The organism is Synechocystis sp. LKSZ1, assembly GCF_040436315.1.
Taxonomy (GTDB): domain Bacteria; phylum Cyanobacteriota; class Cyanobacteriia; order Cyanobacteriales; family Microcystaceae; genus Synechocystis.
The window spans coordinates 1,328,013-1,341,508 of sequence record NZ_AP031572.1; the positions used below are offsets into that span (position 1 = coordinate 1,328,013).

Consider the following 13,496-nt stretch of genomic DNA (forward strand, 5'->3'; position numbering starts at 1 on the left):
GTTCGGGAGCTTCTGGGGGAACTGTGGAGTCTCTATGAACTGTGGAGTCTCTATCTAGAGGAGAGGAATTTATCGTCATAGGGCCTGGCTGGATTGTCCAAGAAAAAATACCTTTGGGTTTCTTTTTAGGCTAACACTGAAGTACAAAGCCTCTGGGAGATTGAATCATGCTTACCCGTCATTGCCATCCGCTGCCTGACAACTTTTTCTGTGACGGCCCTTACTACGTCCTCACCTCCGCAAGCCTCGGCAATAGTTTCTTAACGCCAGAAAGCCTGGCAGAAATTCTACGAGCAGGTGAAGAGACCGCCATGCGTTCCCTCTTGGCACAGGGCCTTTGTTTGCCCCTCTTCTTCCCTGGTGACTGTGCCTTTGATAGGGCCATCCTGGTCATGGGTGAGCTTACTCCCGATGAGGAAGCGGAATGGATCGGGCGCATTCAAAGCAAATTGCATATTCCCTGCGGACAATTACTGCTGATGTGTGGCGGCGGCTCTCCCGAAGACTGGCTCGGGGCCATGGGGGGAGAGGGTCTCCAGGGCTATCGAGATTATTTTCAGGTTCTTGACATTCCTGCCGGAGACTATTTAGTAGAAGTCCTGACCTACGTTGCCAGCATGAGCGTGGACTTTCACTGGGAAGAAGAAAACGGAGATGCCTTGGCTGATTGGTTTTATCAAACCCGGCCAGGGGAGGCCCTACCCCAATGGATAAAAACCTTTCAAGCTAGTGGTTTTATCGGTGAATTAAGTGACGAACTTGTGACCTATATTCTGCATCTCACCCCTCTCACAACGGAACCCTCATTACCGGCCCTGGACGCGGAGATCGGCTGGTGTGGGGAATTTGAATGGCGTCGGCCAGTCCTTTGCCCTCGAGGAATTCCCCGGTCTCAGTATCCAGGCTCAGAAGCGGCCAGTCTTGCTTGGTAAAATAATCCCAGTGTTTGCTGTCCTCAATATTTACAATCCTCAACTATGCCCGCTGTGTCCCCGCCTACTCCAACAGAAGTCGAGGCCCTTTTTGGTCGCATTGCCCCCGTCTACGACTCCTTCAATTTTTGGCTGAGTCTGGGGCAACACCAGGTCTGGAAGGCCATGACCGTTGGCTGGAGTGCTTGTCAGCAGGGAGACCAGGTTTTGGATGTGTGTTGTGGGACGGGGGATTTAACCCAACGTTTGGCCAAACAAGTCGGCCTTTCGGGCCAAGTCGTGGGCCTAGATTTTTGCTCAGAACTGCTGGCCCTCGCCGCCCAACGTCACCGGCAGACCTATCCCCAATATTCCGTCCAATGGTTGCAAGGCGATGCTCTGGCCCTGCCCTTTGCCGACCAGTCCTTTGATGGTGCCACGATGGGCTATGGTCTCCGCAATGTGGGCGATATTCCCCAGGCCCTCACAGAATTACAGCGTGTGCTGAAGGTGGGCAAAAAAGTCGCCATCTTGGATTTCAATCATCCCCGCGCCCCTTGGATGCAACGCTTTCAAGACTGGTATTTAAACCAGATTGTGCTGGCGGTGGCCGGCTATTTCCGGGTGCCAGAGGAGTATGCCTATATTCAAGCTAGCCTCGACCGTTTTCCCCCAGGCCAGGAACAGGTTAAAATGGCCTACAATGCTGGTTTTTCCCGAGTGGTTCATTACGAAATTGCCGGGGGACTGATGGGAGTCCTAGTGGCCCAAAAGTAAGCGGGCCCAAGGCCACTGTCCTTCCTACCCTCGCCTCCCAGCCCTGGTAAACGGATAAAACAAGAATGCTGGCCTGGAATGTATTGCTGGATTGGGTACTCCCTCCCCTCGGGGGTGCCATCATTGGCTACTTCACCAACGATTTAGCAATCAATATGCTATTTCGTCCCTATAAACCGATCTTTATCGGACGTTATCAGCTTCCCCTCACCCCTGGCCTGATTCCACGTAACCAGGAACGCTTGGCCAAGCGTGTCTCAGATACGATCATGGGCTCGCTGTTAACCCCAGAAGAGTTACAACGCCTAGCCCAGAAATTACTGCAAAAGGAACGAGTGGAAGCGGCCTTACGCTGGCTCCTGACCTTGGCCCTGAAGCAAGTCCGGGCCGACAAAGAGCAAAAAACGGCCCGCATTCTGGCCAATATTCTGCGAGATCTGTTTAGCGAATCCTTGCCTCGTTTGTTACGAACTCTCTCCCGGCGCGAAGATTTTTTAGAGGCCCAGATTCAACAAATTTTTGACCAAATCCTGCTGGAGTTCCGCCTCTCAGAGTTGCAATCTCGTCAGTTTACCGATTGGTTGCTAGAAAGTATTTTGCCCCCCGATACCCTCCGTTTGGCCCTCGTGGATTTTTTAACCGACCGCAATATTCAGGTGATTGATGAGGGCTTTCGAGAAAAAACCAGCGGCACCTACTGGGTAGTGGCCAATCTTTTCGGAGTCCGCAATGCCCTCACCCGTTTACGGAGCTTTTGTCTAGAAGAAAAAGAAACCGCCAATACTCGCCTGAAGGAATTACTCCTGTCCCTGGAAGTCCGTAGTCGCATCAAAGACTGGCTGCACCATCTCTCCCTCCAAAATTTACCCCTCTCCACGGTGCGACAACTCCGCAAAACCACTGGGGACGTGGTCAGAACCTACATTCGGGAAAGTGGGGAACATTTTTTAAAAGACTTTGGCCAATCCATTGACTGGGATAATCTGGCCCGTGTGATTATCAATCGTCTGCAATCCTCCGAAACCTTCACGGGTTCCCTGGGCCTAGTCAGCGAGGAATTGGCCCTGATCCTAGAGCGATATTTGGAAGCGGACTTGGAAAAAATTGTCCAGCAGGTAATCCCCATACTCTCCATCGATCAAGTGATTGTGAATCGGATTACGGCCACCTCTCCCCAGGATTTAGAGGAAGCGGTGCAAACCTTGGTGAAAACAGAGCTCCAGGCCATCGTGAACCTCGGCGGTGTCCTCGGCCTACTGATTGGTATTCTCCAGAGCCTTTTCATCTATGCTTCCACGCCCCACTAAAGCGCTTCCGTGCCGACACCTCGGCCAGCGGGAGAACCGTAAAAATATAAAAACTTCTGGACAAATAAGCCCCCAAACGGGGTGGGGAGTGATATGATGGCTTACTGAGAATAAGGATCGGTAGTTGCTCTTGTTTAAAGTATTCACGACGAGTTTTTCACAGTTGATATTGGCAGGCTTCTCTCCGAAATCTCAATCTCTACACAATTTCTTGGTTTTTGGAGACTCTCTATGTCCCTTTACGTTGGTAATCTCTCCTACGAGGTTACAGAAGCAGATTTAAATTCTGTTTTTGCAGAATACGGCACGGTTAAGCGCGTGCAACTCCCGACCGACCGTGAAACCGGCCGAGTCCGGGGTTTTGGTTTTGTTGAAATGGGGACTGATGCTGAAGAGCAAGCCGCCATTGATGCCCTGGATGGGGCGGAATGGATGGGACGAGACCTCAAAGTCAATAAAGCCCGTCCTCGGGAAGACCGGGGCCCTTCCGGTGGCGGTGGCGGCGGCCGCCGGGGTGGCGGCGGCGGCGGTAAATTTTCCCGCGGTGGCTATTAAGGCCAAGTCCAACCCTTAACTTTTATCTTCAATCGACGCTAAGCGTCCTGCAGGTTTTTCTTGGGGCCATCCTGAGAAAAGCCTTCTTTGTTTTCAGGGCCCAGTTGAGTAATTTGGTCGATCAAGGACCGGATGACAGTACTCGCGCCCCAAGGCCCCCAGCTACATCCCTGGGCCAAGTAAATTTTGGTGGCCTGGCCCACCAGATAGGTTCCATAGCCCGCTAAGCCGGCCTGGACAAAAGCAGTTCCTGCGTAAGTACTAAAACTACCAGGATTTTCTAAAAGGCTAGCAGTCTTATTGAAGCTCAACATCACAGACCCTCCCAGTTCTCCCAACAGCAGGCCCCCGCTACTGAGTAGAATTTTTTGCCAAAGTTTTCCGGCTTCAAAACTGGTAATCGGCAAGCCGTAGAGTCGTGCCAGGGCCCGAATCAAGAAGAGATCGGCGACCAGACCCCCTAGCACGTCTAGAACCGCCACGGGGTTTGCAGCCACCACCAGGGCCTTGTATTGGGCATAGCGCCAAATTAGAGCATTGGCCTCTACCTCCCGTATTTTTAAGGTTTTCTGGGCAATGCGTTGTTCTGCAGCTTCGGTTTGGAGTAGGGCATTGAGGGCCAATAGGGCTGGCCCCCGTTGATTGAGTAGAAAGAGAATTTTCTGGCGCAGAGAATCGATCTGGGAGGCGGGTTTTTCCCAACGTTCTTCATCGGGGCGGTCGCTAAATTCTAGGCGAAGCCGTTGGGGTGGGGGATCCGCCGCTACACAGACAATGTCTTCAGGACGGAGGATAGCGGCTTGGCCCGCTTGCTGAGCTAGGTTTTGGAGTTGTTGATAGATGGCTTGCTGGTCTTGGTCGGGATAGAGATCAATTTTATTGAAAACCAACAGCAATGGCTTACGATTTTGACAGAGGTCACAGAGGGCCTGGTATTCAGTACGGGTAATATCCCCCGCTACAATAAACAAGATCAGATCCGCCTGCTGGGCCACCGTTTGAGCCATTTCGGAGCGCCCTTCCCCAGCAATTTCATCTAGACCAGGGGTATCAATCAGATCAATCTGGATTTTCTCGCTGGTTTGCCACCGTAGGGACTGGGGCCATTGGGTAACGCCATGGAGAGGGCCCGTTGGCAGTAGATTTTGACCGATCAGGGCGTTAAGAACGGCTGATTTACCACGACTTACCAGGCCAAAGGCTGCAATTTTAAAAAGCCGTTGCTCTACCTTCTCGAGGGCCGCTTTTATGGCCTGGAGATCGGGGCGCACGGCCGCTTGCAGGTCTGGATTGGGGGGATAGTTCCAGTGACGCCGCCGACTCGCAAACCAATTGAGGGCCTGCTGAATACTCGCTTGGGCCTGTTTAAGGGAGAGGTCTGGAGAAGAAATAGGATCGGTCACGGGGGGACTCAATCAAAAAAGTTCACGGATTAGGGCCTGACGGTATTCGAGCAAACCCTTCTGCGCTCATCCAGCAAGGGTTTGTGAGTAAAGCAGTACGCTAAGCGACATCGCTAAGTCTGAGCAACTAATACAACGGTAATATTATCCGATCCACCGGAATTTTTGGCTTCCTCAATTAATTTTTGAGCCTTGACTTCCTGGGATTCCTCGGAGTTCAAAATGGTGGTGATCCCGTCGTCATCCACTTCTTCGGTCAAACCATCACTACAGAGTAAAAATAGGTCTCCCGGCTGTACATCAAGGGTCTCGACTTCAATAAAATTCAAATCTTGGCGGCCAAGACACTGGAAGAGCACATGACGCCAGGGATGAACTTTAGCTTGCTCTTTATTGATATCGCCGACTTTAAGAGCCCTCGCAACCCAGGTATGATCTTCTGTGACCTGGTTTAAGCTTTTTTCTCTTAAACAGTACAGTCGTGAGTCCCCAATATGGGCTCGCCAAGCGCCATCGTGCCGAAAAATAATTAAGACCGCAGTAGTGCCCATATCCCGGCGCTCAGGATGGTCATTCTGGTCATCCAGAATCCCTTGATTCGCATGCAGAATCGATTCCTGGAGCAGTTGGGGGGAAGGGAGGTCCGATTCCCAATGTTCCTCTAGATAGGCCCGGATGGCTTGGGTAGCAATCTGGCTGGCTTCCTGCCCCCCCGCGTGGCCCCCCATACCGTCAGCCACAACGAAAAAACGGGCTTCTGGGTCGAGATAAAAACTATCTTGGTTGACAGTACGAACTAGCCCAGGATCGGTCAGGCCAGTGAAGCAACGACTAAGCATAGGGGAATTCACGTCTATCACGGGGATTGATGGGTATTACACAGGGTCAAAAAATCTGGAAATGAGGATTCAATTGTAAAATCAAAACTCCTAAAACATTCGTTCTTGACGATCCAGCTTTTTCAGCAGACGCCAGAGAGTCAAAGCCGGGGCTACCGCTACCAATAATACAATAGCGGCGATGATCCCGTACCCATTAACAAAAAGAAGGGTAGCCGACAAGGCCAGGGCACAGCTCATCAGGGTATAGTTGGTACTCATCTGCATCAAGCTAAGACGACGTAATAAACGGTCGGATTCACTGGCCCGGACACGGATACGCAGATCACCTTGGTCTAATTTTTCTAGGGTTTCTTCAATGCGCCGAGGTAAACCCAGGGCCGTATTACTCACTTGGAAAGCTTGTCGTCCGAGTTCATCGATTAGGCTGTTGGGGCTGGGGCCATTGGGAGTATTCATAATCTGTAGAGCAAACGGTTGAGCCACGGTCATAAAGTTAAAGTTGGGATCTAAACCCTTGCCGACCCCTTCTAGAGTTGAAAAAGCCCGCATGACAAAGGTAAACGTGGCGGGAAAGCGAAAGGGTTGGTCGTAGGCAATTTCGTAGAGGTCATCGCTAATTTTGGTAATGGACTGTTCCTCAAAGGGTTTGTCCATAAAGTTATCTAGTAAAAACTGAATGGAGCGACGAATAGGCCCCCGGTCATCCACCTCCGCTAAGGCCCCTAGGGCAATTAAAGAGGAGACAATGCGGTCAGCATTTTTTTCGGCTACGCCAAAAAGGGTATCCATTAACTTTTCTTTGGTCTCCGGGGTAATTTCCCCCATCATGCCAAAGTCGTAGAAGATTAAGGCCCCTTCCGCTGGGCTCACGGCCAAATTACCGGGGTGGGGATCGGCATGGAAAAAGCCGTGGTTCAAAATTTGGTGCAGATAGGCTCGGGCCCCCAGTTGAGCCAGGGTTTTCCGTTCCAAGCCAGCAGCCTCTAGGGCATCGTAGTGACTAATTTTAATGCCGGGAAGATACTCCAGAGTCAGAATGCGGGAGGAGGTATAACGCCAATAGACTCGCGGCACCTTGACCCAGGCTTCCTGGCGAAAATTGCGTCGAAAGGTATCCGCATTGCGGCCCTCGCGGATATAGTCCGTTTCCTGCCAGAGGATGCGACAACATTCCTCGTAGATGCCCACCCAGTCCCGGCCCTTACCCCATTTGGGGTGATTCTGAAAATATTGGGCGATGGTCTTGAGGATGGCTAGATCAATGGTGAAGAGTTTGTGTAGCCCGGGCCGCTGAATTTTAACCACCACTTCTTCACCACTGTGGAGTTGGGCCTTGTGAACCTGGCCGAGACTGGCCGCTGCTAGAGGTGTCGGGTCAAAGCTAAGAAAGAGCGTCGAGAGGGATTTGCCGAACTCTCTTTCAATCAGGGCCTTGGCCTGATCGTAGCTAAAGGCCGGCACTTCATCCTGAAGCTTAGATAATTCCTCCACGTACTCCGCCGGGAAGAGATCCGAACGGGTAGAGAAGAGTTGGCCGGCTTTGATAAAGGTCGGGCCTAGGTTGAGTAAGCTCTCTCGAATCCAGCGGGCCTGGCGTTGACGACGTTGGATGCGTTTCTCCTCACTAAAACCGCCCCGATAGCTCCAAGGCTTGCCATTCAACCAAAATTGGCCGAGGAGGATCAAGACAAACCGCCAAATATCCAACCGGCGACGGGTGATGGAATAGTTTTCTTGATTCCAACGATATTTTTTTTCTGCTTCCAGAGGAGTCGGGTGACGGTCAGCAACCATGGCGGCAGAATAGGCAAGGGATGGGTTGAGCTTGGGGGACAGGGCAGACACGCAATTGATTTAGAAGATAGGTTCGGTAGTAAACAGCGCTCAGCAGAGTTGGCGTTGGAGATGTCAAAATAGCCTAGCCGGGATCTTGACGATAATTTTTTAATTCCACCTTGAGGCTGGCAATGTCTGCTCTGAGCTTATCGAGGGTTTCTTGTAGAGCATCGGTGGTCATCGGGCCCTCTGTGGTCATAATCGTGCCACTGCCTTGGTCAAATTCCTGGGCCGCCCGGGCCTGGACTTCCTCCACCAATTTTCTGAGGTATTCCCGTTGCTCGGCATCAAACTTACCCAGCTCACTGAGAGCACAGGTTAGACTTTCTTCCAGGCGTTCACTGAGGACTTCGGCTAAGGCTCTTCCCAAAAAGAAGGCATGCAGGACTGAATTTTGCATAAAAATTAAGGGTTAAGGATTTTGTAACGAATTATAACGCGCCCTTCCGGTATTCTCATCGGCAGGAAGAGGGGATTTTTCGGGAATAGGCCAACCGTTACGGGGTGGAAAATCCTGTTCTGTCTGTAAAAGGCCCTCGGATTCCTGGCTGGAAAACGCAGAGCGCAGGGCTAGGCCAAAGCCAAAACCCGCAGACAACATTACCAAGCCAACCATCATTAAGCGTTGCCAACGGGGCAGGGAAAGGGGAAAGCGAGTACGCATAAAAGGTATAATCGTAAAAACAATTGTTGAGCAATCTTGGGCGTCTCCTCATCCTAACGGACACCTGCCGTGGCCCTAGAAAAACCTCTTTTAGCCTCAATTGTCGTGAGGTTTTTGTCAAACTCTCCTAGAATAGCTTCAGACTTCTCGCCTTGGGCAAGGCTACCGGCATACTTCATGCCCGCTATAAGCTTTTCTATTCCCCTCCTCAATAGCTAACGCCTATGACTCAATCACTACCCAATCCCGAATTTGTTCTGCGCCAATTTCGCACCGCAGAGCCGGAAGAGGAAGAAGAGGATTATTTCGATTATTTCTATGATGAACCGGGAAGTGAACCCGGCACCCTGAGCATTGAACCCGATGCCCATCCCTCCCGCATTGTTCTGATTGACTACAGCCCAGACCATGCTGTCCGTAAGTCTGACCTCACCCCCAACGCCCTCCGCCCCTACTTGGGGACCAATACAGTGTCTTGGATGGATATTCAAGGCCTGGGAAGCGAGGAAGTGCTGAAGCAGGTGGGGGAAATTTTTAAACTCCATCCCCTGCTCCTGGAAGACGTGGTGAATGTACCCCAGCGGGCTAAGTTCGAAGATTACCATGACCACATTATGGTGATTGCCCATCGTGTCCGTCCCAATCCGGAAGAAGACGGTTTTGAAAGTGAGCAGGTGAGTTTTGTTTTGGGCAAACGTTATCTATTGACCTTTCAAGAAGGAGAAATCACCGATTGTTTTGATCCCGTGCGCGACCGTATCCGCACCAGCCAAGGCCGAGTCTGCCATGAGGGGGCCGACTACCTAGTGTATTTATTAATGGATATGCTAATTGATGAATACTTCCCCCTATTAGAGGATTACGAAGAGCGCATTGAGGCTCTAGAGGACACAATTATTCGTAGTCCTAATAGTCATTTAATGGAAGAGATTTATCATATTCGCCGGGAACTCTTGGCCCTGCGTCGTTTGATTTGGCCCTTGCGCCATGTTATGAATGTCCTTCTGCGGGACACGACGACGAATTTAATTACACCCGAGGTTCGAGTTTATTTTCGAGATTGCTACGACCATATTATTCAAGTACTAGATATTATTGAGGCCTATCGAGAATTGGCCGCTAGCTTAATGGAAGTTTATATGACTTCCATGAGCAATAAAATGAATGAAGTGATGAAATTTTTAACCGTTATTTCTACTATTTTTATTCCCTTAACTTTTATTGCCGGGGTTTATGGCATGAATTTTGAGTACATGCCGGAACTCAAATCTCGCTGGGGCTATTGGATGACCTGGGGAGTGATGATCACTATTGCTGGAGGGTCTCTATTTTTCTTCTGGCGACGGGGCTGGCTCAGTCCATCCTACGACATTAAAGATGATTAGTAATCAAAATATTATACATAAGTTAGGATTTAATCCTGAAAACCAGAGCAAGATGATCATGGTATATTATCTGGAACTTATTTTTATCATTGATCAGAAATTGTATGTCTTCAGGAAACTTTGCAGAAAAAGGATCTCGACTAATAACAAGGTACTTGGGAGAGAATGCTTGAATGGTTTCTAGTGCCTTTTGATAAGTCCATCCACTGGAATCACTTTGATAGATTACGTGGTTGCTAAAGGGGAAGCCATACAACCCGTAAGGGCGCAGACCAACATCATAAATAGTTGTATTACTCAGATTAGCTTGAACCCATTTATAAATATTACTAGAAGGCACATTCCCTAAAAATAAAACATCATTAAATCCAGGCAAACCAATGGGAGTTTTATAGATATTAATCTGCGTTATTATCAAAACGACTAAAATTAAATTAATTAAGCTAATAATAAAAAAGCTAGACTTTGACCTAGAGGTTGTGTATATGCCTCTATCCAGAATATTAAGAATTTTTACTGCATAGGATGATCCAGAAAAAGTACTAGTCAAGAAATCTTTTAGCAAAAATAAAATCAGTATTATTGTAATAGGTAGTAAAGCAATGCCATAGCGCAGTTGAACCTTAAAAAACCATTGGTCTCCCATAGGATACCCAGAGGAAAATGGTGTAAAAATCAGGGCTAATATAGCGATAAAATTAAAACTTGTGTACAATTTGAAAGCCAAACTAAATTTACAACAATTTTGGGCCCATACAAAAAAGCATATTAGTGTAATTATAACGGAAATAAAAAATAAATAAATTGCTGTATCTTGATGATAAAAATTCGGGTTTAGTAAGCTGGTGGCTATGGTTTCACCCAGTAGAGAACCTGAAGAACGAGACTTAAATAAAGTCCCCATTTTTAATAGGTTTCTGATATACCAAAATCCTCCTATTATAAACACGGGAAAAAGTACATATAATATAATTTCTGAGGATCTTGATTTTAATGATTTATTGGGAATATTTTTGGTACAAAGAGGCAAAAGCATCATACCAATAAAACCAAATAAATAATAAATACCATTGGGCTTGGTTCCAATTCCCATTCCTAAACTAAGGCCCATAAGTATCAGCCATAATTTTCTTTCTTTCAAGTTAGATAAAGATTGTTGTAAACACCATAGTGAAACCAATTGCCAAAAACCCAAAAGCAGATCATTTCTTCCAAAATCAAAAAGCATATTTTGAAAGTCTGGGATAGATAAACATAAAGACCAAAGGACAAAACTTGATAAGCCGAGTAAAATTTTATTGTCAACCTTTAATATGTTGCACAATAAAATGGTAGAGACAAGACCAAATCCTGAAGCAATAAAAAGCCCATTAAAACCAAGTAAAACATCAGTCTTAAATGGCAAAAAGCTCCAGGCATTAATTAATTCATTTCCTCCAGGGTATTCACTAAACACTCCCTGGAGTATCCAAAGGCTTCCGGCGTTAATATAATCTACAACATTGGGTAAGTGGTAGGTAACAACATCCCAACTCAAGGGATGTACTAAAAAAGCTTGGACAAGTAACTCATTGAATAGCGATCTATAGGGATAAAAAAACAATAAAAATAATAAAAAAATAATTAATATTCCAGTTTGATCGAGTGATTTATTCGTCTCGATTGGCCCTGAACTTAATTTACCTAAAGTTCTTGATGTATCGGCATGGATTGAACTCGTTTCTTTATTAAACTTGTAATAAAAAATGAAAATCACTGTAAAGCACTCTATGATTGAGAGCGTTAATAAGCTTCTTGCATTGAGAAGATTAAATGCTCCTAATGTGATTTCAACAAGTGTAATTTGTAATAAAACAAGTACTAAATATAAAAGTAGCGAGTTGAGGATTTGTTTTGGCATAAGCTTGGTAGATATCAGCCAAGCTGGCACAATTATCGCAATGGAAGAAACAAAGAAAGTAAACATGCTTGATTTTGAGTAAGAGTCTTCTGGATTATACCGAACTTAGAAACGAACTATAAATGACGATATATTTAAATTTAGACTTTAATATATATTAAAAATATCTGGCTTGCTTTAATTCCTTTGTCTTCTATATCACTTAAAGATTACAACAATATTTAATTTGAATTTGAATTTGACATCATTTTTTATGACTAGTAATATATATCAAATGGCTTACCTTGTTAGATATTCTAGCTTAAATATTGTATTTGATACTAGATACAATCACTATGTCTTAGTTTTTGTACTGATAAAATAGTGTTTATAGTACAAAATTCCTAAATGACTTGGTTTAGATTTAATAATTCATTATTGGTATCCTTGATAAAAATCATGTTGTCTCAACATTCTATGGCCACTGTCGAAACTGATCCTGTCTCTAGCTTACCGAAGCTCGGTTTACACACTATGTTCCGCCTGGGTTTGTTTCAAATGGGCCTGGGAATTATGTCCTTGCTGACCCTAGGCGTTCTCAACCGTATTTTGATTGATGAACTGTCGGTTGTCCCCTGGATTGCAGCCAGTGCCATTGCAGTTTATCAGTTTGTCAGTCCGGCGCGGGTTTGGTTTGGCCAGCTATCCGACAGCAAGCGGATTTGGGACTACCAGCGCACGGGTTATGTCTGGATTGGAGCCATTCTGTTTACAACTTCCTCCTTTCTGGCCCTGCAGGTGGTGTGGCAACTGGGTCTGAGTCTCCAGGCTTCCGGCTGGAGTTTGGTAACCATGGCCTGGGCCGTTTTGCTCGGCGTTGTTTTTGGCGGCTATGGCCTGAGCTTGAGCATGAGTTCTACACCCTTTGCGGCCCTGTTGGTGGATGTTTCTGACGAAGATAATCGCTCTCAATTGGTGGGGATTGTTTGGTCGATGTTGATGGTGGGCATTGTGGTTGGGGCCATTGTCAGCTCTAAGTTGTTAAATACTCCTAATATTTGTGGCCAGGCAATTTTGACCTATGATCCCAGCAAGGGGGGAGGCACTGTCAATATCTCTGAACTCCAGGCGGCCATTAATCCAGTCTTTGTGATCATGCCGGGCCTGGTTCTGGGCTTGGCTTGGATTGCGACCCTGGGAGTGGAAAAACGCTATTCTCGCTTTAGTACACGCTCCCACTACGTTGAACGAGAAGACCAAATTACCCTGGGCCGGGCCCTGAAAATTTTAACCGCTAGCCGACAGACGGGCCTATTTTTTGGCTTTTTACTCCTGCTAACCCTCAGTTTATTTATGCAGGATGCGGTACTGGAACCCTACGGCGGTGAAGTGTTTGGCCTGTGTATTGCGGAAACTACTCAATTGAATGCCTTCTTTGGGACAGGAACCCTGATCGGCATTGGTTCAACGGGCTTTTTGGTGTTACCCCATCTCGGTAAACAACGAACCACGGCCCTGGGCTGTGCCTTGGCGGCGGCCTGTTTTAGCCTACTGATTCTTGCGGGTTTTACCCAGAATGTTAGCTTACTCAAATCAGGACTCTTGTTCTTTGGCCTGGCTTCCGGCATGATTACAGCCGGTGCAACCAGTTTAATGCTGGATCTCACGGCGGCAGAAACGGCAGGAACCTTTATTGGGGCCTGGGGCCTGTCCCAAGCAATGTCTCGCGGCTTGGCGACGGTGTTGGGGGGCGTTGTTCTCAATATTGGCAAGGAGATCTTTAGCCAACCGGTTTTAGCCTATGGTTTGGTATTTCTACTCCAAGCCGTTGGCTTAGTGGCCTCCATTTTTTTGCTCAATCGGGTCAATATCCGGGAGTTCCAAGACAACGCCCAAAGGGCCATTGCCACTGTTATGGCGGGGGATTTAGATTAATT

The 13,496-nt window shown here is 47.5% G+C and carries 12 protein-coding genes; 6 read left to right on the forward strand and 6 right to left on the reverse strand.

The window, feature by feature from the left end; all coding sequences use genetic code 11:
• Positions 1–167 precede the first annotated feature (167 nt).
• The 4 genes from ABXS88_RS06305 (at position 168) to ABXS88_RS06320 (ending at position 3,550) form a co-directional block, all read left to right on the forward strand.
• A complete protein-coding gene (locus ABXS88_RS06305; protein WP_353674333.1) occupies positions 168–932 on the forward strand; it encodes a hypothetical protein in 765 nt (254 codons plus the stop codon).
• Between the two features lie 45 nt (positions 933–977).
• Entirely contained in the window at positions 978–1,688 is a 711-nt protein-coding gene (gene ubiE / locus ABXS88_RS06310; RefSeq protein WP_353674334.1) for a bifunctional demethylmenaquinone methyltransferase/2-methoxy-6-polyprenyl-1,4-benzoquinol methylase UbiE, read from the forward strand.
• A 65-nt stretch (positions 1,689–1,753) separates the two neighbouring features.
• Positions 1,754–2,995, forward strand: coding sequence for a DUF445 family protein (locus ABXS88_RS06315; RefSeq protein WP_353674335.1), 1,242 nt, complete (start codon positions 1,754–1,756; stop codon positions 2,993–2,995).
• A gap of 231 nt (positions 2,996–3,226) precedes the next feature.
• Positions 3,227–3,550, forward strand: coding sequence for an RNA-binding protein (locus ABXS88_RS06320; RefSeq protein ID WP_353674336.1), 324 nt, complete (start codon positions 3,227–3,229; stop codon positions 3,548–3,550).
• 38 nt (positions 3,551–3,588) lie between these two features.
• Here ABXS88_RS06320 and ABXS88_RS06325 read toward each other — a convergent pair whose 3' ends face one another.
• The 5 genes from ABXS88_RS06325 to ABXS88_RS06345 all read right to left on the reverse strand — a co-directional run bounded on the left by ABXS88_RS06325 (position 3,589) and on the right by ABXS88_RS06345 (position 8,295).
• Complete coding sequence (locus ABXS88_RS06325; RefSeq protein WP_353674337.1) at positions 3,589–4,953, reverse strand: GTP-binding protein; 1,365 nt, start codon at positions 4,951–4,953, stop codon at positions 3,589–3,591.
• 113 nt (positions 4,954–5,066) lie between these two features.
• Positions 5,067–5,813, reverse strand: a complete 747-nt coding sequence (locus tag ABXS88_RS06330) for a Stp1/IreP family PP2C-type Ser/Thr phosphatase (RefSeq protein WP_353674338.1) — start codon at positions 5,811–5,813, stop codon at positions 5,067–5,069.
• A gap of 69 nt (positions 5,814–5,882) precedes the next feature.
• Positions 5,883–7,640, reverse strand: coding sequence for an AarF/ABC1/UbiB kinase family protein (locus tag ABXS88_RS06335; RefSeq protein ID WP_353674339.1), 1,758 nt, complete (start codon positions 7,638–7,640; stop codon positions 5,883–5,885).
• A gap of 73 nt (positions 7,641–7,713) precedes the next feature.
• The gene (locus ABXS88_RS06340) at positions 7,714–8,031 is read right to left on the reverse strand and encodes a DUF6825 family protein (RefSeq protein ID WP_353674340.1); all 318 of its coding nucleotides are present in this window, start codon (positions 8,029–8,031) and stop codon (positions 7,714–7,716) included.
• Between the two features lie 12 nt (positions 8,032–8,043).
• Entirely contained in the window at positions 8,044–8,295 is a 252-nt protein-coding gene (locus tag ABXS88_RS06345) for a hypothetical protein (protein ID WP_353674341.1), read from the reverse strand.
• Positions 8,296–8,519: 224 nt separating this feature from the next.
• Between ABXS88_RS06345 and corA the strand changes: the two genes are divergently transcribed.
• Positions 8,520–9,680 (forward strand): magnesium/cobalt transporter CorA, encoded by a 1,161-nt coding sequence (gene corA / locus ABXS88_RS06350; protein WP_353674342.1) that lies wholly within the window; start codon positions 8,520–8,522, stop codon positions 9,678–9,680.
• A gap of 22 nt (positions 9,681–9,702) precedes the next feature.
• Here corA and ABXS88_RS06355 read toward each other — a convergent pair whose 3' ends face one another.
• Positions 9,703–11,646: a hypothetical protein gene (locus ABXS88_RS06355; RefSeq protein ID WP_353674343.1), complete on the reverse strand. Its 1,944-nt coding sequence runs from the start codon at positions 11,644–11,646 to the stop codon at positions 9,703–9,705.
• Positions 11,647–12,036: 390 nt separating this feature from the next.
• Between ABXS88_RS06355 and ABXS88_RS06360 the strand changes: the two genes are divergently transcribed.
• Positions 12,037–13,494, forward strand: coding sequence for a BCD family MFS transporter (locus tag ABXS88_RS06360; RefSeq protein WP_353674344.1), 1,458 nt, complete (start codon positions 12,037–12,039; stop codon positions 13,492–13,494).
• Positions 13,495–13,496: the final 2 nt, after the last annotated feature.

Coding starts and splice junctions, on each gene's coding strand:
- ABXS88_RS06305 (WP_353674333.1), top strand. CDS start 168: ATGCTTACCCGTCATTGCCATCCGCTGCCTGACAACTTTTTCTGTGAC.
- ubiE (WP_353674334.1), top strand. CDS start 978: ATGCCCGCTGTGTCCCCGCCTACTCCAACAGAAGTCGAGGCCCTTTTT.
- ABXS88_RS06315 (WP_353674335.1), top strand. CDS start 1,754: ATGCTGGCCTGGAATGTATTGCTGGATTGGGTACTCCCTCCCCTCGGG.
- ABXS88_RS06320 (WP_353674336.1), top strand. CDS start 3,227: ATGTCCCTTTACGTTGGTAATCTCTCCTACGAGGTTACAGAAGCAGAT.
- ABXS88_RS06340 (WP_353674340.1), bottom strand. CDS start 8,031: ATGCAAAATTCAGTCCTGCATGCCTTCTTTTTGGGAAGAGCCTTAGCC.
- ABXS88_RS06345 (WP_353674341.1), bottom strand. CDS start 8,295: ATGCGTACTCGCTTTCCCCTTTCCCTGCCCCGTTGGCAACGCTTAATG.
- corA (WP_353674342.1), top strand. CDS start 8,520: ATGACTCAATCACTACCCAATCCCGAATTTGTTCTGCGCCAATTTCGC.
- ABXS88_RS06355 (WP_353674343.1), bottom strand. CDS start 11,646: ATGTTTACTTTCTTTGTTTCTTCCATTGCGATAATTGTGCCAGCTTGG.
- ABXS88_RS06360 (WP_353674344.1), top strand. CDS start 12,037: ATGGCCACTGTCGAAACTGATCCTGTCTCTAGCTTACCGAAGCTCGGT.